The 20743-nt window shown below is 73.0% G+C and carries 20 protein-coding genes; 14 read left to right on the top strand and 6 right to left on the bottom strand.

Annotated elements, in window-relative coordinates; all coding sequences use genetic code 11:
- Positions 1-7 precede the first annotated feature (7 nt).
- Together hydA and ACZ7IF_RS22395 are read left to right on the top strand one after the other, a co-directional pair.
- Complete coding sequence (gene hydA, locus ACZ7IF_RS22400; RefSeq protein ID WP_470973855.1) at positions 8-1408, top strand: dihydropyrimidinase; 1401 nt, start codon at positions 8-10, stop codon at positions 1406-1408.
- A 56-nt stretch (positions 1409-1464) separates the two neighbouring features.
- The gene (locus tag ACZ7IF_RS22395; protein WP_470973852.1) at positions 1465-2478 is read left to right on the top strand and encodes a TIGR03842 family LLM class F420-dependent oxidoreductase; all 1014 of its coding nucleotides are present in this window, start codon (positions 1465-1467) and stop codon (positions 2476-2478) included.
- 17 nt (positions 2479-2495) lie between these two features.
- Here ACZ7IF_RS22395 and ACZ7IF_RS22390 read toward each other — a convergent pair whose 3' ends face one another.
- The 3 genes from ACZ7IF_RS22390 to ACZ7IF_RS22380 form a co-directional block, all read right to left on the bottom strand.
- Positions 2496-2771, bottom strand: a complete 276-nt coding sequence (locus ACZ7IF_RS22390) for a hypothetical protein (RefSeq protein WP_470973850.1) — start codon at positions 2769-2771, stop codon at positions 2496-2498.
- The gene (locus ACZ7IF_RS22385; protein WP_470973983.1) at positions 2768-2866 is read right to left on the bottom strand and encodes a hypothetical protein; all 99 of its coding nucleotides are present in this window, start codon (positions 2864-2866) and stop codon (positions 2768-2770) included. Before ACZ7IF_RS22385 ends, ACZ7IF_RS22390 begins: the two co-directional genes overlap by 4 nt.
- A 109-nt stretch (positions 2867-2975) precedes the next feature.
- Positions 2976-3149, bottom strand: a complete 174-nt coding sequence (locus ACZ7IF_RS22380) for a hypothetical protein (RefSeq protein WP_470973848.1) — start codon at positions 3147-3149, stop codon at positions 2976-2978.
- A gap of 303 nt (positions 3150-3452) precedes the next feature.
- Between ACZ7IF_RS22380 and ACZ7IF_RS22375 the strand changes: the two genes are divergently transcribed.
- Positions 3453-4427, top strand: coding sequence for an alpha/beta hydrolase (locus ACZ7IF_RS22375; RefSeq protein WP_470973847.1), 975 nt, complete (start codon positions 3453-3455; stop codon positions 4425-4427).
- Between the two features lie 22 nt (positions 4428-4449).
- Positions 4450-5910, top strand: a complete 1461-nt coding sequence (locus tag ACZ7IF_RS22370; RefSeq protein ID WP_470973845.1) for a glycosyltransferase — start codon at positions 4450-4452, stop codon at positions 5908-5910.
- On the opposite strand, the gene ACZ7IF_RS22365 is transcribed toward ACZ7IF_RS22370, so the two are convergent.
- Positions 5903-7477, bottom strand: a complete 1575-nt coding sequence (locus tag ACZ7IF_RS22365; protein WP_470973843.1) for a M4 family metallopeptidase — start codon at positions 7475-7477, stop codon at positions 5903-5905. The two genes, ACZ7IF_RS22370 and ACZ7IF_RS22365, sit on opposite strands and share 8 nt — an antisense overlap.
- Before the next feature lie 205 nt (positions 7478-7682).
- Entirely contained in the window at positions 7683-8729 is a 1047-nt protein-coding gene (locus ACZ7IF_RS22360; RefSeq protein ID WP_470973841.1) for a M4 family metallopeptidase, read from the bottom strand.
- 292 nt (positions 8730-9021) lie between these two features.
- On the opposite strand from ACZ7IF_RS22360, the gene ACZ7IF_RS22355 reads away from it, so the two are divergent.
- The 3 genes from ACZ7IF_RS22355 to ACZ7IF_RS22345 all read left to right on the top strand — a co-directional run bounded on the left by ACZ7IF_RS22355 (position 9022) and on the right by ACZ7IF_RS22345 (position 11860).
- Positions 9022-9846, top strand: a complete 825-nt coding sequence (locus ACZ7IF_RS22355) for an inositol monophosphatase family protein (RefSeq protein ID WP_470973840.1) — start codon at positions 9022-9024, stop codon at positions 9844-9846.
- A 77-nt stretch (positions 9847-9923) separates the two neighbouring features.
- Complete coding sequence (locus tag ACZ7IF_RS22350) at positions 9924-11342, top strand: phytoene desaturase family protein (protein ID WP_470973838.1); 1419 nt, start codon at positions 9924-9926, stop codon at positions 11340-11342.
- Complete coding sequence (locus ACZ7IF_RS22345; protein WP_470973836.1) at positions 11342-11860, top strand: O-acetyl-ADP-ribose deacetylase; 519 nt, start codon at positions 11342-11344, stop codon at positions 11858-11860. Before ACZ7IF_RS22350 ends, ACZ7IF_RS22345 begins: the two co-directional genes overlap by 1 nt.
- Here the strand turns inward: ACZ7IF_RS22345 and ACZ7IF_RS22340 are convergent.
- Positions 11857-12339 carry an Lrp/AsnC family transcriptional regulator gene (locus tag ACZ7IF_RS22340; RefSeq protein WP_125817366.1) on the bottom strand — a complete coding sequence of 161 codons (483 nt, stop codon included), beginning with the start codon at positions 12337-12339 and terminating at the stop codon, positions 11857-11859. The genes ACZ7IF_RS22345 and ACZ7IF_RS22340 overlap by 4 nt on opposite strands.
- A 178-nt stretch (positions 12340-12517) precedes the next feature.
- On the opposite strand from ACZ7IF_RS22340, the gene ACZ7IF_RS22335 reads away from it, so the two are divergent.
- The 7 genes from ACZ7IF_RS22335 (at position 12518) to ACZ7IF_RS22305 (ending at position 20739) form a co-directional block, all read left to right on the top strand.
- A complete protein-coding gene (locus tag ACZ7IF_RS22335) occupies positions 12518-13516 on the top strand; it encodes a DMT family transporter (RefSeq protein ID WP_470973835.1) in 999 nt (332 codons plus the stop codon).
- Positions 13509-14696 carry an amino acid aminotransferase gene (locus tag ACZ7IF_RS22330; RefSeq protein WP_470973833.1) on the top strand — a complete coding sequence of 396 codons (1188 nt, stop codon included), beginning with the start codon at positions 13509-13511 and terminating at the stop codon, positions 14694-14696. The genes ACZ7IF_RS22335 and ACZ7IF_RS22330 overlap by 8 nt, the downstream gene beginning before the upstream one ends.
- A gap of 416 nt (positions 14697-15112) precedes the next feature.
- Positions 15113-15748 (top strand): hypothetical protein, encoded by a 636-nt coding sequence (locus ACZ7IF_RS22325; RefSeq protein WP_470973831.1) that lies wholly within the window; start codon positions 15113-15115, stop codon positions 15746-15748.
- Positions 15745-16962, top strand: a complete 1218-nt coding sequence (locus ACZ7IF_RS22320) for an MAB_1171c family putative transporter (RefSeq protein ID WP_470973829.1) — start codon at positions 15745-15747, stop codon at positions 16960-16962. The genes ACZ7IF_RS22325 and ACZ7IF_RS22320 overlap by 4 nt, the downstream gene beginning before the upstream one ends.
- Entirely contained in the window at positions 16959-17882 is a 924-nt protein-coding gene (locus tag ACZ7IF_RS22315; protein WP_470973827.1) for a DNA-binding protein, read from the top strand. Before ACZ7IF_RS22320 ends, ACZ7IF_RS22315 begins: the two co-directional genes overlap by 4 nt.
- Positions 17883-17977: 95 nt before the next feature.
- Complete coding sequence (locus tag ACZ7IF_RS22310; RefSeq protein ID WP_470973825.1) at positions 17978-18457, top strand: DUF3574 domain-containing protein; 480 nt, start codon at positions 17978-17980, stop codon at positions 18455-18457.
- A 212-nt stretch (positions 18458-18669) separates the two neighbouring features.
- Entirely contained in the window at positions 18670-20739 is a 2070-nt protein-coding gene (locus ACZ7IF_RS22305) for a SpoIIE family protein phosphatase (RefSeq protein WP_470973824.1), read from the top strand.
- Positions 20740-20743 lie beyond the last annotated feature (4 nt).

Here is a 20743-nt window from a genome sequence, read left to right as displayed (position 1 = left end):
GACGCACATGAGCATCCGTACGCTGATCAGCGGCGGCCTGGTCGTCACCGCCGCCGACGAGCTCCACGCGGACGTCCTGATCGAGGACGGCCGCGTGGCGGCCCTCGCCGCGCACGGCTCGGCGGCCGCCGGGGCCTGGACGGCCGACCGCACGATCGACGCCACCGGGAAGTACGTGCTCCCGGGCGGCGTCGACGCGCACACGCACATGGAGCTGCCGTTCGGCGGCACCTTTGCGTCGGACACGTTCGAGACCGGGACGCGAGCCGCGGCATGGGGCGGTACGACGACGATCATCGATTTCGCGGTGCAGTCGCAGGGACAATCCCTGCGGGCCGGCCTGGACGCCTGGTACGCCAAGGCCGACGGCAAATGTGCGATCGACTACGCATTTCACATGATCGTGTCGGATGTGCACGAGCACACGCTCAAGGAAATGGACGGACTTGTCGAAGAAGGCGTGAGTTCGTTCAAATTGTTCATGGCGTATCCGGGGGTCTTCTACTCGGATGACGGCCAGATCCTGCGTGCGATGCAGCGGGCATCTTCCAACGGTGGGCTGATCATGATGCACGCCGAGAACGGCATCGCGATCGACGTCCTCATCGAGCAGGCCCTGGCGCGCGGTGAGACCGATCCGCGCCACCACGGCGAGGTCCGCAAGGTGCTGCTGGAGGCCGAGGCCACCCACCGTGCGATCCAGCTCGCCCGCGTCGCGGGCGCCCCGCTGTACGTCGTCCACGTCTCCGCCGAGGAGGCCGTCGCCGAGCTCGCCGCGGCCCGGGACAAGGGCCTGCCGGTCTTCGGCGAGACCTGCCCGCAGTACCTCTTCCTGTCCACCGACAACCTGGCCGAGCCCGACTTCCAGGGCGCCAAGTACGTCTGCTCCACCCCGCTGCGCCCGCGCGAACACCAGGCGGCCCTCTGGCGCGGCCTGCGGACGAACGACCTCCAGGTGGTCTCCACCGACCACTGCCCGTTCTGCTTCCGGGGCCAGAAGGAGCTGGGCCGCGGGGACTTCTCGAAGATCCCCAACGGGCTGCCGGGGGTGGAGAACCGGATGGACCTCCTGCACCAGGCCGTGGTGGACGGGCACATCAGCCGTCGCCGCTGGATCGAGATCGCCTGCGCGACCCCGGCCCGGATGTTCGGCATGTACCCGCAGAAGGGCACCATCGCGCCGGGCTCGGACGCCGACATCGTCCTCTACGATCCGCACGCCGAGCAGGTCATCTCCGCCGAGACGCACCACATGAACGTGGACTACTCGGCGTACGAGGGCAGGCGGATCACCGGACGCGTGGACACGGTCCTCTCGCGCGGCGAACTCGTCATCGACCGGCGCGAGTATGTGGGCCGGGCCGGCCACGGGGCCTTCGTTCACCGTTCCACCTGCCAGTACCTCTAAGCGGTGTCCGGGGCGTGCACGCCCCGGCGCCCGTACTCCCCAGCAAGGAGCGACGTATGGACTTCGGCCTCGTCCTGCAGACCGACCCGCCCGCTTCCCAGGTCGTCAGCCTCATGAAGCGGGCCGAGCGCAACGGCTTCCGCTACGGCTGGACCTTCGACTCGGCCGTGCTGTGGCAGGAGCCGTTCGTCATCTACAGCCAGATCCTCGCCAATACGCAGAAACTGCACGTCGGACCGATGGTGACCAACCCGGGCACCCGCACCTGGGAGGTCACCGCCTCCACCTTCGCCACCCTCAACGACATGTACGGCAACCGCACCGTCTGCGGCATCGGCCGCGGCGACTCGGCGATGCGCGTCGCCGGCCGCGCCCCCAACACCCTGGCCCGGCTCGGTGAGGCCATCGACGTCATCCGCGACCTCGCCGAAGGCCGCGAGGCCCTCGTCGACGGGAACCCGATCCGCATCCCGTGGATCAAGGAGGGCAGACTCCCCGTCTGGATGGCCGCGTACGGGCCGAAGGCCCTCGCCCTCGCCGGCCAGAAGGCCGACGGGTTCATCCTCCAGCTCGCCGACCCCTTCCTCACGGAGCGGATGGTCAAGGCGGTACGGCAGGCCGCGAGCGAGGCCGGCCGCGACCCCGACGCGCTCACCGTCTGCGTGGCCGCGCCCGCCTACGTCACGGCCGACGACTCGGCGGCGGCCCTCGCCCACGCTCGCGACCAGTGCCGCTGGTTCGGCGGCATGGTCGGCAACCACGTGGCCGACCTGGTGGCCAAGTACGGCGAGCACTCCGCGATGGTCCCGGACGAGCTCACGACGTACATCAAGGACCGGCACGGCTACGACTACAGCCACCACGGCCGGGCCGGCAACCCGTCCACCGACTTCGTCCCGGACGAGATCGTCGACCGCTTCTGCCTGCTGGGCCCGGCCGAGGCCCACATCGAGAAGCTCCGGGCCCTGCGGGACCTGGGCGTCGACCAGTTCGCCGTCTACGACATGCACGACGCGCGGGAGGCCACCATCGACGCGTACGGTTCCACGGTCATCCCGGCGTTCGACTGACCCTGGCCGGCGACGCGTCACCGTGGGCCGGCGAGCTCCGGCCCCTCTGCCGCGGCGGCGTTGTCGAAGATCACGTGTGTGTCCGGCGACGCGTTGGAGAGGGCCATCAGGCCGATCGCGCAGACGACGGCGACGATCGGGAGGACCAGGACCGCGACGACACACCGGCGCCTGTGCTCCCGTCGGCGCCAGCGGGCCTGTTCCTTGCGGTACGACGTCGCAGAGCCGTCCGGAACCGACGCGGCGAGGCCGACCAGTACGCTGCGCAGAAGGGCCTCGGTCTCCGTGCTCACCTGGCTGCTCCCTTCATGAGACCCGTCAGCTTCGCCATGCCCCTGGCGGTGTGCGACTTCACTGCCCCGACGGAGATCTTCATCGTCTCGGCGATCTCGGTCTCTCGGCCACCATCGGCTTCCCCGCCTACAGCCCGGGGAACGGCTCACCATCCTGGCCCACCACGCGGAGCGTTCCGGCTCCGAGACCCCGGACGCCACCCTTCAGGCGGTCCGCACCCAGATCGCCGCCGACCCCGAGAGGTTCGCCCAAGGCAACGCCCGCGAAGAAAGCTCTTCGACGAGGTCAAGAGCGCCCATGCCCGCCGCATCGCCGCCCTCGAACGCACTGGTCGCGAAGCGACCCTGGACGATCTCCGCGTCCTCCTCCCGCAGCACGCCGCCCGGTAGCGGGGCGGTAGCGGCGCGGTGCCGCTACCGCGACAGGGTTTGTCCGATAACCCGAATGGATCAGGCTAAGATGCCACGGCAGACGCAACCTGCCGATCGCGGCCCATTTCACAAGGCCGCTGTAGGTGCGGTTCCGTACGGGGCGTTTCCCCCGGCACTCCGGTGGCCGCAACCGCGCCGCGTGTATGTCCGGCCCCACCGGGGGCCGCCGCCCTGGTCGGACGGACCGGGCGCGTCATTGCTTGGAGAGTTCTCGCCGTGTTTGGTCAGCGTTCCCGTTCCCATGCCGTCGTGACCGGCGCCGCCGTCGTGGCCCTGGCCGTCGCGCTCGCGGGCTGCGGGAGCCACGAGGGCGAGAAGAGGAAGAAGACTCCGGCGGTGGCGAGCGGCCCGACCGCCGCGACCGCTTCCCCCTCGGCCGGCGGGAAGGTGCAGATGCCGACCGGTCCGGCCGCCACCATGACCAAGGCCCGGGACACCGCCGTCGGCCCGGTCATGACGACCAGACTGGCCGGCCCGAAGTCCGGTGTGACCGGCCAGGTATGGGTCTGGCTCCCTCCCGAGTACCACGACCCCAAGTACGCCAAGACCGGCTTTCCGGTGCTGACCCTGTTCGCGGGCGGTCAGAGCAACGGCTACAACACCTGGGCCGGCAGCGAGCTGCCGATCCAGGAGGAGGACGTGCGGCTGGCCAAGGCGGGCAAGGCCCATCCGTTCATCATGATCATGCCGGTGCAGAACTTCAGCGGAGACGAGAAAAAGGCGCTGGACTGTTCGGACATCCCCGGCCAGCCCAAGATGGCGACCTGGATGGCCCAGGACATCCCGGACTGGGTCCGCGCCAATTTCCGCACCCTGAAGGGCCGCGACAGCTGGGGCGTCATGGGCGCCTCCACGGGTGGATTCTGCAGCGCCAAGCTCGCTCTGCAGTACCCGGACGTCTACAAGGCAGCGGTGCCGATCGACGGCTACTTCGTCCCGGACTCGCGCCTGTGGCAGGGCCACAGCGCGGAGAAGGCGGCCAACAGCCCCGACCAGATGGTCACCCAGGGCAAGGCCGACGTGAAGATGCTGGTCACGGCCGGCGGTGCCGACGCGTACGAGCAGGGCGTGGTCAAGGGCTGGATGGCCAAGGCGGCCCCGCCGGTGTCCATCGAGTACTACGAGCAGCCCGGCGGCAAGCACCTGACCTCGGACTTCAAGAAGATGATCCCGGACGCCCTGCAGTGGTTCACCAAGAACCTGGCGGGCCCGGCCCACGACTGACCCGGACGCGGGGAAGGGCGGCATGGCGGACACCGTCGGTACGGACGTGGCCGGAGAACTGGCACGGGCCGGAGCGAAGGAACAGGACCGGATCCTGGAAGAACGCGCGGCGGCGGTGGCCGGCGTCATGGCCGACGGGTTCGGCCGCCGGCACCCGGAGCTGGCGGCGAAGTCCGGCTTCGCCCGCTGGCAGCTCGGGGCCCTGGCCGTCGGCGCCACCGCCGCCCTCGCCGGGCTGGCGGTCGCGCCCATGGCCGTACTCGCGCTGCTCACCGCGGTGGTGACGGCCTACAGCCTGCTGCACGTGGTGGTCATGCTGGCCGGCCTGCCGCGCGGCGGACGCCCCGCGGGGGCCGGCGACGTGCCGGTGCCGGACGCGGAGCTCCCGTTCTACACGGTGCTGGTGCCCGCCTACCGGGAGGCCGAGGTGATCGGCGGTCTGGTCCGGCACCTGGCCGCCCTGGACTACCCGGCGGACCGGCTGGAGGTACTGGTCCTGGTGGAGCGGCACGACCCCGGCACCGCCCGGGCCGTGCTGGCCGCGGACCCGCCCCCCTTCGTCCGCCTCGTCCGCCTCCCGCCGGGTCCGCCCCAGACCAAACCCCGCTCGGTGAACCTGGGCCTGCTGCTGGCCCGCGGCGAACTCCTGGTGGTCTTCGACGCCGAGGACCGCCCCGACCGCGGCCAACTGCGGCGCGTGGCCGCCCGGTTCGCCGCGCGCGGCGAGCGCCTGGCCTGCGTACAGGCGCAGCTGCTCTTCCACAACGCCGACGGGAACTGGCTGACCAGGCAGTTCGCCATGGAGTACGCCCTGCGCTTCACCCTGGAGCTGCCCGGGCTGGTACGGCTGGGGATGCCGGTCCCGCTCGGCGGGACCAGCAACCACTTCCGCACCGGCACCCTGCGCGCCCTCGGCGGCTGGGACGCCTGGAACGTCACCGAGGACGCGGACCTCGGCATGCGCTGCGCCGCCATGGGCCACCGCACCGAGACCGTCGAGTCGGTCACCTGGGAGGAGGCCCTCGGCGCCGTCCGCCCCTACGTCCGCCAGCGCACCCGGTGGTTCAAGGGGTTCCTGCTGACGACGGTCGTGCACACCCGCCACCCCCGCCGGACCGTGCGCAGGTTCGGCGTTCCGGGCCTGATCACCCTGTTCGGGATCGTCGCGGGCGCCGCGGTGACCTCCTGCGTCCAGCCGCTGCTGGCCGCCCTGACCCTGATCGGCCTCTGCGGCCTCTCCTGGTCGCCCGTCGGAGCCGGTCTGCTGCTGCCTTCCGTGGCCGCGCAGGCCGTGGCGGCCCTCGCCTGGACCGCCATCACCTTCACCGCGGCGAGGCGCGCGGGCCTCGGGGCTCCGTGGCACGCGCTCCTCACGCCGCTCTCCTCTGTGCTCTGGTGGTTCGCCGCCTGGCGGGCGGTGCACCAGCTGGTCTTCTCCCGGTTCACCTGGGAGAAGACACCGCACGGAGCCGGGCTCAGTTGACGTTGACGGCCTTCCAGGCGGCCGCCACCTGCTGGTACTCCGTGCCGGAGGCGCCGTAGAGGTCGGCCGTCGCCTTCAGCGTCGCCGTGCGCGCCCCCGCGTAGTTGGTGGTCGACGTCATGTAGGTGGAGAGCGCCTTGTACCAGATCTTGTACGCCTTGGTGCGGCCGATCCCGGTGACGGTGGAGCCGTCGTAGGTCGGGGAGTCGTAGGACACCCCGTTGACCGTCTTGGCGCCGCTGCCCTCGGAGAGCAGGTAGAAGAAGTGGTTGGCGACTCCGGAGGAGTTGTGGACGTCGAGCCGGCCGACGTTCTTCGACCAGTAGTCGGCGGAGACGCCGTCCTTGCTGGGCTTGTCCATGTAGCGCAGCGGGGTGCCGTTGCCGCGGATGTCGATCTTCTCGCCGATGAGGTAGTCGCCGGGGTCGGCGGCGTTGTTGGCGAAGAACTCCACGGAGGTGCCGAGGATGTCGCTGGTGGCCTCGTTGAGGCCGCCCGACTCCCGGCTGTAGTTCAGCTTGGCGGTGGCGGCCGTCAGGCCGTGGCTCATCTCGTGGCCGGCGACGTCCAGGGAGGTCAGGGGCTTCTGGTTGTTCGCGCCGTCGCCGTAGGTCATGCAGAAGCAACTGTCGGACCAGAACGCGTTGACGTAGGCGTTGCCGTAGTGGACGCGGGAGTACGCGGCCTTCCCGTCGCCGGCGATGCCGTTGCGGCCGAACTCGGTCTTGTAGAAGTCCCAGGTGACGGCCGCGCCGTAGTGGGCGTCGACGGCGGCGGTCTGGCGGTTGGACGGCGTGCCGTCGCCCCACGCGTCGTCGGCGTCGGTGAAGAGGGTGCCGGTCGCGGTGGAGGTGGCGCCGTTCAGGTCGTAGGTCTTGTGGCCGCCTCGTGCCGCGTCGGTCAGGCTGTACGCGGACCCGCTCTGCGTGGTGCCGAGGGGGACGGTGCCGGAGTATCCGCTGGTGCCGGTCCCCGTGTCGATGGCCTCGTACGCGTAGAGCTCGGCGCCCGTCGCGGCGTCGGTGATGACGTGGCGCTCGCTGGGAGTGCCGTCGGGCTGGGTGCCGGTGACGACGGCCTCGTAGGCGAAGACCGGGTTGCCGGCGGCGGCCCACACGACCTGCCGGGCGCCGGCCGGGGCGGCCTTGACGCCGCGGGCGGCGGTCGGGGCGATCCGGGCCTCGGTGCCCTTGGTCGTCTTGCGGCTGCCGTCCTTCTTCTGGTGGACCACCAGATCGCCGCCGAGGACGGGGAGCCCGGCGTAGGTGCGCTCGTAGCGGGTGTGCACGGTGCCGTCGGCGTCCTTGACGACGTCCCGTGCGACGAGGCGCTCCTCGTCGGACAGGCCGATGGCGCGTGCGGTGCCCGCCGCTTCGCCCTGGGCGGCGGATATCGCCTGGGCGCGGGCGCCGGAAGACAGCGTCAGGGCGGTGGCGCCCGCCTCGCGTTCGGCCGCCGCGCTGGCGGCGCCGCTCTGGGCGGCGACCGCGACCATCGCCGCGGAGGCGACCACGGCGGCGGTGCGCAGCATCCGGGCGCGGTTGCGAGAGGTGGGGGTTGAGGACATGGGGTGGGTCACTCGCTCTCCTGGTGTCGTGGGGGACGCCGGCGAGATTGCCAGAAAGCAGCCCTGCAATGACAGGTACGCAACAATTATTTGACCTGCTGTTATCCGGAGAGCGGAGATCGGTGTCCGGATGTCGGCCGAAACCGGAGCATTCCGGCGCCCGCCCGGGACGGGGCGGGCGCCGGCGGTCCGGACGGGGCCGGGCCTACTGGACGCCGGGGATGCGGCGGGCCTTGAACGCGGCCCGCACGGCGTCCGCGGCGCTCTGGCCGTACATGCTCCGGGCGGTGTCGATCGTGGCCAGCGCCGCCTCCCGGAAGCCGGTGTCCGGCGCGAAGCGGAACTGGGCGTTCACGATGATGCGGTCGGCGGTCCTGGCGCCGAGGGCGCCGCGGACGTCGAAGAGGGCGCGGGACCAGATCTCGCCGTCGGCGTGCACCTCGCCCACCCGGTCCTCGTAGACCTTCGTCCCGTCGATGCGGCGCAGGCAGTGCGGGGCGGCGCTGTACGGGGCCGAGTCCCAGTCGGCGACGCACGCCCGGTCCGCCCCGCGGGGCCAGCCGTACGCGGCGGCGGCGTGGTCGCCGACCTCCACCGCCAGGTAGTCGCCGAAGGCCTCGCCGATCGCCCCGGCCTCCGGGGAGCTGCCGAAGCCGGGGACCTGCGCGTTGTGCACGGCGTGCCCGTACTCGTGGACGATGACCTCGGCGTCCTCGGCATCGTCGACACCGCCCTTGCCGAAGCGGATCTCGGCCTTCTTGTCGGTGAAGAAGGAGTTGTCGGCGCCCCACTGGTTGATGCGGACCGGCTGGACGCGGTCGTTGGCGCCGGGCAGCTCGCTGCCGAAGCCGAGGCCCTGGAGGTACTCCTGCGCCTCGTTGACCCAGAAGTAGGCCATGACCTGTTCGAACTGCTCGTCGGAGCGGTCGTAGCGCGCGGCGTCCGCGACCGACGCGGGCGCCCCGGTCTCCGACCGGACGGACGCCCATCTGCCCGAAAGGCCGCCGCTGCCGTCGAGGTTGCGCAGCGCCGCGGTGGCGTAGGCCGAGGCGGGTATCGCGGCGGCGGAGTCCTTGGCGTCGGTGAGCGTCTGGTCGCCGGACGACTGTACGGGGTTGACCATGAAGACACGGCCCTGCGGAAGGCCGCCGCCCGCCGGCCGGGGTGCGGTGGCCGAGGCGGGGACGGCGAGGCCGAGCAGTGCCACGGCGGCGGTGGCCGTCGCGATCAGTCCGCGGGGTGTGCGGGGCATGGACATCCTCCTGTGATGGACGCGGAGTACGGGAGAAAACGCGGTCGCGTGGTGCGGACGCGATCCTTGCCCACCCGCGGCGCCTTTGACCAGGCCTCAGGAGGGCCCGGCCCCGTTCCGCTCCGGCACCGCGGGCCCCCGGGTCCGGGCGGCCGAGGACCGCCGGCGACCGGGGCCGGCCGGCCTCGCGGGACCCTGACCTGCGCCGGTTCACCGGAAATTCCCCCGGTGTGCGGGCCTCGGACCGGGAATGACGATGGGCTTCGCCGCCCGGGCGTGCTTTGCTGGAGGCATGATCGATGAATTTCCGGCCCTTGACCCGTCCGCTGTCGACGAAGCCGTCCGCAAGGCCGCGGCGGTCGAGATCATGCCCCGGTTCCGGCAGCTCGCCGAGCACGAGGTGGACCAGAAGAGCGGTCCGCACGACCTCGTGACCGTCGCCGACCGCATGGCGGAGGAGCACCTCACCGCCTCCCTGACCCGGCTGCTGCCCGGCTCCGCCGTGGTCGGCGAGGAATCCGTGCACGCCGACCCGAACGTCTACGGAGCGCTGCGCGCCGACGCCCCCGTGTGGATCGTCGACCCGGTCGACGGCACCCGGCAGTTCGTCAACGGCGAACCCGACTTCTGCACCCTGGTGGCGCTCGCCCTGCGCGGCGAGATCCTCGCCTCCTGGACCTTCGCCCCGGCCCTGGAGGAGATGTCCACCGCCGTGCGCGGGCAGGGCGCGTACGTCAACGGCCGCCGGATCCACAGCGGTTCGCCCGAGCCCGGCGCGGAGCTGCGCGTGGCGACGGCCCACCCGCTGTACACGTCGGAGGAGGACCGGCGCAGCCTCGCACGGCTCGACGTGCCCGGCGTCGCCGCCCGGCCGTGCGGTTCGGCGGGCCTGGAGTACCTGAAGGTGGCGCGCGGGGAGATGGACGCGCTGGCCTTCACCTGGCCCTCCGCCTGGGACCACGCGGCCGGCCTGCTGCTCGTCGCCGAGGCGGGCGGCGCGCAGAGCACCGTCGAGGGCGTCCCCTTCCGGGTGGACCGGGACAACGCCCTCCCGTTCGCCGTGGGCCGCGACGAGGCCACCGCGATCCGCGTCCGCGATCTGCTCCGGGGCGCGTGACCGCCGCGACGGGCGGGTGTGGACGGGCGGACTAGGGTGGAGGCAGTGGCCGCCGCCGGACGAAGGAGCTGTTGTCAGTGCCGTCGATTCTCGACGCAGTCGTGGTGGGTGCGGGGCCCAACGGCCTGACGGCCGCGGTCGAACTGGCCCGCAGGGGGCACTCGGTGGCCGTTTTCGAGGGCGCCGGCGCGATCGGCGGCGGCGCCCGCACCGAGGAGCTGACCCTCCCCGGTTTCCGCCACGACCCCTGCTCCGCGGTGCACCCGCTCGGCGTCGGCTCACCGGTGTTCAAGACGATGCCGCTGAAGCGGTACGGGCTGGAGTGGCTGCACGCCCCGCTGCCCATGGCCCACCCCTTCGACGACGGCACGGCCGCCGTGCTCTCCCGTTCCGTGGCGGAGACGGCGGCCTCCCTCGGGCCCCGCGACGCGGGCGCGTACCGGCGGCTGGTGGAGCCGTTCCTCGGCAAATGGGACACCCTCGCCCGGGACTTCATGTCCCTGCCCAACACCGCCCTGCCCCGGGACCCCCTCACCCTGGCCCGCTTCGGCCTCACCGGACTGCCGCCCTCCACCTGGCTGCTGCGCCGCTTCCGCGACGACCGCGCCCGCGCCCTGTTCGCCGGGCTCGTCGCGCACGTCATCGCCCCGCTGAACGGGATCGCCACCGGCGCCGTCGGACTGGTCTTCGCCCTCGCCGCGCACGCCGGCGGCTGGCCGATGCCGCGCGGCGGCTCGCAGTCCGTCTCCGACGCCCTCGCCGGCTACCTGGCCGACCTCGGCGGCACCGTCCACACCGGCTTCGAGGTCAAGCGGCTCGACGACCTGCCCCCGGCCCGCGCGTACGTGTTCGACACCTCCCCGACCGCGCTGGCCCGGATCGCCCGCCTCGGCCGCGCGTACGACGGCTACCGGTACGGTGCCGCCGTCTTCAAGCTGGACTACGCCCTGGACGGACCCGTCCCCTGGACCGCCGAGGCACCCCGCCGGGCCGGCACCGTCCAGATCGGCCCGGGCAGCCGCGACATCGACGCCGCCCTCCAACTGGCCTCCGGCGGCCGGGCCCCGCGCAACCCCTTCCTCATCACCGCCCAGCCCAGCCTGGTCGACCCCGGGCGGGCACCCGAGGGGAAGCACGTCTTCTGGGCGTACGGCCATGTCCCCGCGGGCTGGGACGGCGACCTCACCGAAGCCGTCGAACGGCAGCTGGAGCGCTTCGCCCCCGGCTTCCGCGACCTGGTCCTGGCCCGCGCCACGGCCGGCCCGCCGCAGCTCGCGGCCCGCAACCCCAACTACGTCGGCGGGGACATCGCCTGCGGCGCAGCCTCGGGCCTCCAGCTGCTGCTCCGCCCCAGACTCACCCTGTCCCCGTACACCACCGCCCACCCCGCGGTGTTCCTCTGCTCCTCGGCGACCCCGCCGGGTCCGGGCGTCCACGGCATGTCCGGCCACAACGCCGCCAAGGCGGTCTGGCGGCACCTGCGAAAGGCGAACTGATGGTCCGCATCACCCTCGTCCAGGGCGACATCACGGCCGAGAAGGCCGACGCGATCGTCAACGCCGCCAACTCCTCCCTGCTCGGCGGCGGGGGAGTGGACGGCGCCATCCACCGGCGCGGCGGCCCCGAGATCCTCGCCACCTGCGAGGACCTGCGCCGCTCCCACTACGGCAAGGGCCTCGCGACCGGCCAGGCGGTCGCCACCACGGCCGGCCGGCTGGCCGCCGGGCACGTCATCCACACCGTCGGCCCGGTCTGGTCGCGCGAGGAGGACCGCTCGCACCTGCTCGCGTCCTGCTACCGCGAATCCCTGCGCGTCGCCGACGGGCTGGGGGCGCGTACGGTCGCCTTCCCGGCGATCTCCACCGGCATCTACGGCTGGCCGATGGACGACGGCGCCCGCATCGCGATCGAGACCGTCCGGTCCGCCCGCACCTCGGTGGAGGAGGTCCGCTTCGTCCTCTTCGACGCCGCCGCCCACACCGCCTTCGAAGCCGCCCTGGGCCACACGGCCTAAGGGGTGCGCGCCCCGCCCCCCGGGGTGGGGCGCGGATAGGTGCGGGACTGCTTGACGCTGCCGTACGCGAAGCTGGACTCGATCGACGCGATGCCGGGGATGGCGTGGATGCGGTGGCGCACCAGGGACTCGTACGCCTCCAGGTCCTCGATGACCACCCGGAGCAGGTAGTCGCTGCTGCCCGCCATCAGGTAGCAGTCCTGGATGTGCTCGATGACCGCGACGTGCTCCTCGAAGAGCGCGACCGCCTCCGCCGTGTGCCGTTCGAGGCGGATGCGTACGAAGACGGTGATCGGGAGCCCGAAGGACACCTGGTCCACCACGGCCGTGTAGCCGCGGATCAGCCCAGCCTCCTCCAGCCGGCGGACCCGGCGCAGGCAGGGGGAGGGGGAGAGGCGGACGCGGTCCGCCAGGTCCTGGTTGGAGAGCCGGCCGTCGGCCTGCAACTCCCGGATGATCTGCAGATCGACCGCGTCCACGACTGCTCCCGAGGGCTTTCCCGGGGGTTCCGGGGGGCTTCTCCGCCGTTTCTTGGCAGATCCTGCCCCAAACGTATGTCCGAGCGACAGAACTGGCAATCGGCTGCCCCGGCAAAAGCCCTAACGTTGCCCGCGAACGGGCCGGACCGGCCCGCTCTCACAGGCTGGAGCAGATCCCTTGGTCGCGACCAACACCACCGGCGCGGCCGCGCCTCACGACACGGCGGTCCCGCCGGCCGGAAACCCCGGCCGGCGCGGACCGTCACCGCAGGCCCGCGGCATGGCCGCGCTGCTGGTGACCGTGGCGATCTGGGCGGCCTTCGCCCTCAGCGCCCGAGGCCTCAGCGCCTCCACCCTCCTGCCCGCCGACGCGGCCCTGCTGCGCTTCGGCGTCCCGCTCCTCGTCCTGCTGCCGGCCCTGTGGCGGCGCAGGCGCCGCATCGCCGCCGTGAAGCCGGGCGCCGCGATCAAGATCGTCTGCGGGGCGGGGGTGCCGTTCTTCCTCGCCGCCATGCACGGCGGGTCCCTGACCTCGGCGGCCTTCGTCGGCTCGATCGTCCCCGGCATGGTCCCGCTCTTCGTCGCCGCGCTGATGGCCGCCCGCGGCCACGGACTGCCCAGGGGCACTCAGGTCGCCGGGCTCGCACTGATCGCGGCCGGAGTGGCCGCCCTCGTCTGGCGGTACGTCGTCCCCGTCGACACCGATGTCCTGGAAGGCGCCGGCACCCTCCTGGTGGCCAGCGGGCTGTGGGCCCTGTACACGGTCGGGCTGCGGGACGTGGACCTCGACCCCGTCGGGTCGATCGGGCTGCTGTGCCTGCCCTCCTTCGCCGTGATCGGGCTGCTGGTCCTGACCGGGGCGCTCCCGACGGGCCTCGCGCACGCGACGGGCGGCGACATCGCCACGTTCCTCGTGGTGCAGGGGCTCGGGGTCGGGCTGTGCGCCGGCCTGCTCTACGCCTACGCCATCCGCAGTCTCGGCGCCGAGCGCAGCTCCGTCGTCGGCAGCCTCAGCCCCGTGGCCGTCGTCCTCCTCGCCATCCCCGTCCTCGGCGAGTCCCCGGCCCCCGCCGTGCTGATCGGCGTACCGCTGATCACCGCCGGTGTCGTGCTCGCCAACCGCCGCCGCACCCCCGTCCGTCCCGCCCCCCGCCCCGAGGTCCCCGCAGATGCTTGAGCTCCTTCCCCCGCCGCCCACCGACCCGCTGTGGGACCTGACGTACGAGTTCGGCTCCGACGAGCGGGCCGAGCGGCTCAACCTGGTCCTCGGCGTCTACCGCGACCACACCGGCCGCACCCCGGTGATGGCCGCCGTCCGCGAGGCCGAGATACGCCTCGCCGAGCGCTCCGAGTCCAAGGAGTACCGCGGGCTCTCCGGCAACGCCGCCTTCAACCGGGCCCTGCTGGACCTGGTGCTCGGCCCGCAGGGGCCCTCCGACCGGGCGGCGGCCGTACAGACCGTCGCCGGCTCCGGGGCGCTGCGGCTGCTGGCCGACCTGATCTGCCGGACCCGCCCGGGCACCACGGTGTGGATCAGCGACCCCGCCTACGTCAACCACCGCCCCATCCTGGAGGCCGCCGGACTGGAGGTCCGCACCTTCGGCTGGTGCGACGCCGAGGGCGGGTTCGACGCCGCCGGAGTCCTGCGCGACCTGGCCGGAGCGCGGCGCGACGACGTCGTCCTGCTCCAGGGGTGCTGCCACAACCCCACCGGCGCGGACCCGGCGCCCGAGGACTGGGCGGCGCTCGCGGAGCTGGCCGTCCGGAACGGCTGGGTCCCCTTCGTCGACCTCGCCTACCACGGGCTCGGCGACGGGCTGGAGGCCGACCTGGCGGCCACCCGCCTGCTGGCCGAGCGGGTCCCGGAGATGCTCGTCGCCGTGAGCTGCTCCAAGAACTTCGGCCTCTACAGCGACCGCACCGGCTGCGCCATCGTCCTCGGCGCGTCGGCGCGGGCGGTGCGGCACGCCGAGACGGCCCTGCAGAACGCCGCCCGGACCCTGTACTCGATGCCGCCCGAGCACGGCGCCGCCGTCGTCACCACGGTCCTGGAGGACGCGGGGCTGCGGGACCTCTGGCGCGCGGAGCTGGACGCGATGCGGGGCCGCATCGAGGCCAACCGGACGGACCTGGCGGCACGCCTGACCGCCATGGGGTGGCAGGCGCAGGCCCGCTCGCTCGCGCGGCAGCGCGGGATGTTCTCGATGCTGCCGCTGACGGCGCAGGAGATGCTCAGACTGCGCCGCGAGTACGCGATCTACGGGACCACCGCCGGGCGGATCAACATCGCGGGCATCGGGGCCGACCGGATCCCCTGCCTCGCGCGGGGCATCGCGGGAGTACTGGCGGGCCGCTGACCGCAGAGGCGGCGGGGGCGCCGGGGGCACGCGGAGCGCGGGAGCGCGGAGGTGAGGGAACGCGGGTCCCCGCTCCGCGGGCTCCCCGGACGTGACAGTCCCCGGCTGTCCCGTCGGTGCCATGAGCCATCCGCCGTCGCCGATGGCTCCCGTGGTCCGCGAGAACGGCCGGGGGCCTGGCCAGAGCCTGGACAAGGGTCACGCGGGCCTGGGGACGTCTCCCGAGGGAAGTGCGGCTCTTTCCGGTATTCCGGTGTATCACCGATTTTCCTCCGTGCCATCCCATAGTCAAGGGAAATCGGCAGCCGAAATCCCGGAGCCAATGGCCGGATAGAACTGGCCTTGAGCAGGGCCGAGTTGGGGTGTGGCATCATGGCCGCATTGTCCGACCGCTGGGTTCGCCGGAGGACTGAGGGATGAAGTTACCTGGCTCCGCGTTACCGGCGTCGGAGGACAGGCGGCTCAGGCGCCGTCTCAAGAAGGTCCGCCACACCTGCGAGGGTCTGCTCGCCGACTGGGGCATGGAGCACGGTTGCGGCATCGACGAACTCCACGCATATCTCAGCGAGCAGCGCGGGCGGCCCATCCATTTGATTCCGACGGCCTTCCCCGAACGGCATCTCTTCGGCATATGGCTGAAAACCGATGACTTCGACATCATCGCCTTCGAGAAGGCCGCTTCGGCGTCGCACAAGGAACACATCATCGCCCACGAGCTCGCCCACATCGCCTTCGACCACAACGGATCCGTACAGCTGGACCAGCTCGGCGGCACGGCGGACGGGGACGGGCCCGGGAGCCCTGCGCCCACCGCCGGCGGCGGGCCCGGCGGGCTGTTCTCGGACGTCGACCCCGAGGCGGTCCGCGGCGTCCTGATGCGCTCCCGCTACAGCGACGACGAGGAGCAGGAGGCCGAAACCATGGCCTCGCTGATCCTGGCCCGCGCCACCAAGCGCTGGACCGAGCGGGCCTGGGGCGTACCGGACGAGGCCGCCGAGATCGTGGCCCGCATCGAGAGCGGGCTCGGCCGGCCCGACCAGGGGCCCGCGTGATCTACACCGTCCTCGCGTGGGTCTGCGCCTTCGTGGGCCTCGCGGCCTTCGCCTACCGCCTCCCGGACCTGCTGCGCCGCAGGAACGACATCGCCCTGTGGGCGCTGTGCACCTACTTCCTGTGCTCCGGGATCAGCTTCCTGGTCGACCTGGACCAGCTGCGGCTGCACATCTCCGCCTTCTTCGGCCTGCCGAACATCACCTCGCTGATCACCCAGGTCGCCGTGGTCGTGCTGACCGCCGCCCAGCAGGTCGTCCTCGTGTACTGGTCCTCGCCGCCCGGCGAGGCCCGGCGCATGGCGCGCCACCGCGTCCTGTTCTTCGCCGGGGCCCTCGCCGTCCTGGTCGTCGCGTCCTTCGCCGTCGGCCCCGTGGCGCACTCGGAGACGGCCACCTCCACGATCCTGCTCAGCATCCAGCACGGCAGCTACGCCCTCTACATGTCCTTCTACCTGCTGATCTGCGCCGTGGGCCAGTTCGAGACGGTCCGGCTGTCGCTGCGCTTCACGACGATGGCCAACCGGCAGTGGCTCAAGGTCGGCATGCGTACCGTCACCGTCGGCGCCAGCATGATCCTCGTCTACTGCGTCACCCGGAGCATCCAGATCGCCGGGACCCGCCTGGACTACGACGCGGCCGCGCTCGACCCGATCCAGTGGACCTGCGGAAGCGTCGGCGCCCTCCTCCAGATCGTCGGCTGGACCATCCCCTCCTGGGGCATCCGCATCACCCGCGCACGCGGCTGGGCCCGCAGCTACCGCTCCTACCGCCGGCTGCGGCCCCTGTGGTGGGCGCTGTACGAGGCGTCCCCGGACATCGCCCTGGACCCGCCGCGCTCCTGGCTGCGCGACCTGGTGCCGCCCCGGGACCCGCACTACCGCCTCTACCGGCGCGTCATCGAGATACGCGACGGCCAGCTGATCCTGCGCACCTCCCTCTCCCTGGACGACTTCGTCCGGGTGGCCCGCTCCCTGGACCTCCCGGAAGACCCCACCTCGCCCCTGGGCGAGGCGCTCCAGGTACGCGCCGTACTCAGCCGCCCGGCGCAGGAGCGGGCGGACCGCGCCGAGCGGGCCGAAGCCTCCGACATCCCCGCGCGGCCCCCCTACCAGGACTTCCGCGACGAGGTGGACTGGCTCAGCAAGGTGGCCTCCTCCTTCGACGACCTCGGCCGGCTCCGCGCCGACGCGGTCGGCGCCGGCCTGCTGTCATGACGGCGGCGGCCGCCCCGCCCGGGGGAGCCGAGGAGCACGACGCGGCGCTCCGGCTGGCCGTGCGCACCATCGGCCGCCTGGTGGCCCTGGACGCCGAGCGCGGCGCGACCGCCGCCGTGCCCGCCGTACGGGAGGCCGTGCGGCGGATCCCGGAACTGGCGGCCGACCCCCTGGCCCTGCGCGCGTACGGCCCGGACCGGCTCGCGGCCCTCGCCGAGCTGAGCGAGGTCATCGGCTGGATCCTCTTCGACGCGGGCCGCTACCGCGGCGCCCGCCGGATGAACGCGCGGGCGCTGGCCCTGGCGGAGCTCTGCGGCGACCGCTGGACGGCGCGGCTGGTCCTGCTGAACCACAGCATGCTCACCACCCACACCGGGCGGCCGCGCGCCGCCCTGGCGGCGGCCGCCCGGGTGAGCGGGCCCCGGCCGCTCCCCGCCCGCATCGCCGGCCTCGTACTGATCCGGCAGGCCCACGCGACGGCCCTGCTCGGCGCCCGATCGGAGCCGCTGGAGCTGGTCTCCCGGGCCCGCAGCCGCTTCCTCGACGGGGTCTCCCGCCGGGACCCCCACTGGGCCTGGTGGATCGACGAGGCCGAACTGCTGGGCCACGAGGGCTGGGTCCAGGCCAGGCTGCGCCGCTGGGACCGGGCCATCCCGCTGCTGCACCGGGCGGCCACCGCCCCGGGCCCCTCCTACCGGCACCTGTTCACCGCGGAGCTGCTCTCGGCCCTGGCCGGGGCCGGGGCCTGGCGCGAGGCGGAGGAGCTGATCGCACGGGTCGCTCCGGGTGCCGCCGCCATCGGCTCGGTACGCACCACCGAGACCCTCCGCAGGACGGCGGCGGCCCTCCGCCGGGACGCGGCCGCCCCGGCCCCGCTGCGGGACGCGGCGGCCTACCTGCGGGAATCACTGCCCGCCTAGACCTCCCGGGCCGGCACCCGGTCCGCCTCCGGGCGGCCCGGCGCACCTGCCGGTCCGCGGACCACGTACGACACACGGACTGATTGGACGACTGCATGCGCAGCATAAGGATCTCCACGCCCGCCGCCGGCCTGCTGGCGGCGGCCGCGCTCCTGCTCGCCTTCGGCGGACCGGCGCCGCAGGCCTCCCTCGGGTCCGGCACCGTCTCGGCGGCGTCGGCCGGGGCGGACACCGCCGAGACGGGCAGCGCGTACATCTCGACGCACCTCTACTTCGGCACCGGCCGGCACGACGGGCACCCGCCGATCACCGAGGAGGAATTCAACAAGTTCATCGCCGACGTGGTCACGCCGCGCTTTCCCTCCGGGCTGACCCTCCAGGAGGGCCGCGGCCAGTGGCGTGACCAGGAGGGCGACATCAACCGGGAGAGATCGTACGAGCTGACGGTCATGTACCCGGTGCGCGAGGCCCGCGCCCGGAACGCGGACATCGAGTACATCCGCCGCCTCTACTGCACCATGTGGGAGCTGGAGTCGGTCGGCCGGGCCGACGTCCGCGCCCAAGTCGATTTCTGACGGACGCCGTCCAAGGGTCCGCCAGGCACCGCCTCCTGCTCCGCCGGGGCCCGGGTCCGCGCATTCCGGACCGGGGCCCCGTTCCGCTTCCACGGGTTCCGGACGCGGCCCCCGCCCGGCCCCCGCCCGGGAACGCGCGGAGCGCCCCGGGCCGGGGGCTCGGATAGGGTGAATCGGTACGAATCAGGCCCCCTCGGGGTGAGGTCGGTGCATTGGACACTTACCAGTCGACGAGCAAGGTGCCCGATCCGCCGGCGGCGGCGGTCGGGTACGCGGGCGTCCTGCGCGAACTGCTCCCGATCGCCCTGTGGCGGGAGGACGCGGACGGCCGGGTCGTGGAGTGGTCGCTGGCCGCCCAGGACCTGCTGGGCCACCGCCCCGAGGACATCCTCGGCCGCCCCGGCACCGCCGTGCTCGTCCCGGAGGCCAACCGCGAGCTCGCCGACGACCTGACCCGCCGGGTCCAGGCCGGCGAGACCGTCGTCGGCACCCTGCCCGTGCGCCACCGCGACGGACACCGGGTGGCCATGGAGATGTGGATCGTGCCCGCCGCCGACCCCCAGGGCCGTACCGGCGCCATGCTCATCGCCGTCGAGACCTCCGAGGTCCTGCGCATGCGGGACTCCCTCGCAGCCCTCCAGAGCCTCTTCACCCAGTCCCCGATCGGCCTCGCCACCCTCGGCCCCGACCTGCGCTTCCTGCGCGTCAACGACGCCCTCGCCCGGATGAACGGCGTCTCCGCCGCCGAGCACCTCGGCCGGCGCCTCACCGAGGTCGTCCCCGGAGTCAACGCCGCCGCCCTGGAGGCCACGATGCGCCAGGTGCTCGAACAGGGCACCGCCGTCGTCGACGTCCGCCGCACCGGCCGCACCCCCGCCGACCCCGACCACGACCGCACCTGGTCCTGCTCCTACGCCCCGCTGCTCGACGGCAGCGGCCGCCGCCTCGGCCTGATCGCCTCCCTCATCGACATCACCGAGGGCCAGCGGGCCCTGCTGGACGCCGAACGGGCCCGGTCCCGCTTCGCCCTGCTCGCCGAGGCGGGCACCCGCATCGGGACCACCCTCGACCTGCGCCAGACCGCCCGGGAGATCACCGACCTGCTGGTCCCGCAGCTCGCGGACTCGGCCGACGTACAGCTCCTCGAAGCCGTCCTGGACCCCGACGAGAGCGCCGTCGCCGCCGCCTCCACCCACGGGGTGCTGCGCAGGCTCGCCGCCACCTTCCCCGACCCCGCCGCCCCCACCGCCCGCCTCGCACCGGGCCAGACCTTCCAGATCCCCGCCGGGACCGTCTACGAGCGCGTCATCGCCGAGGGCGTGCCCATGAACCTGTACGTCTCCGACATCCCCGCGCTGATCACCGACCCCCGCGCGGACGCCCTGCGCGACTACCTGGCCACCCTCGGATCGGCCCGCATGGTGCCCCTGGTCGCCCGGGGCAAGGTCCTCGGGGCCGTCGCCGTGACCCGGCTGCGCTCCCGCGAGCCCTTCGACGCGCAGGACTGCGTACTCGTCGACGAACTCGTCGCCCGGGCCGCCCTCAACATCGACAACGCCCGCATGTACACCAGCCAGCGCCAGGCCGCCCTCACCCTCCAGCGCAGCCTCACCAACAGCGCCCTCCCCGAGGTCCCCGGCCTGGAACTCACCGGCCGCTACCTGCCCGCCAGCGAGCACGACGTCGGCGGCGACTGGTTCGACGTCATCCAGCTGCCCCGCGGCCGCACCGGCCTCGTCATCGGCGACGTCATGGGCCACGGCATCCACGCGGCCGCCGTCATGGGCCAGCTGCGCACGGCCGTGCGCACCCTCGCCCGCCACGACGTGCCGCCGGCGCAGATGCTCCGCTCCCTGGACGCCGTCGTGGCCGACCTGGGCGAGGACGAGATGGCGACCTGCGTCTACGCCGTCCACGACCCGGCGGCCGGAGGCTGCGTCATCGCCCGCGCCGGGCACCCGCCGCCCGCCGTGGTCACCCCCGACGGACGGGTCGCCTTCCTCCAGGGGCCGCCCGGCACCCCGCTGGGCACCGGCGGCCACGACTTCCGCACCGAGGAGGTCCCGCTGCCGCCCGGAACCCTGCTCGCCCTGTACACCGACGGGCTGATCGAGTGCCGCCACCGGGACCTCGACGAGGGCATGGACCGCCTCGCGCGGACCCTCCGCCAGGCCGGCCGGCCGCTGGAGGAACTGTGTGACGGCATCCTGGCCCGGCTGCTGCCCGACGCCCCGCAGGACGACGTGGCCGTACTGCTGGCCCGCACCGCCCGCACCGGGTGAGGGC

It is taken from the genome of Streptomyces sp. NPDC037421 (assembly GCF_055602105.1).
The sequence above is the reverse complement of the archived record's forward strand: the minus strand, read 5'-3'. Positions and strand labels throughout refer to the sequence as shown.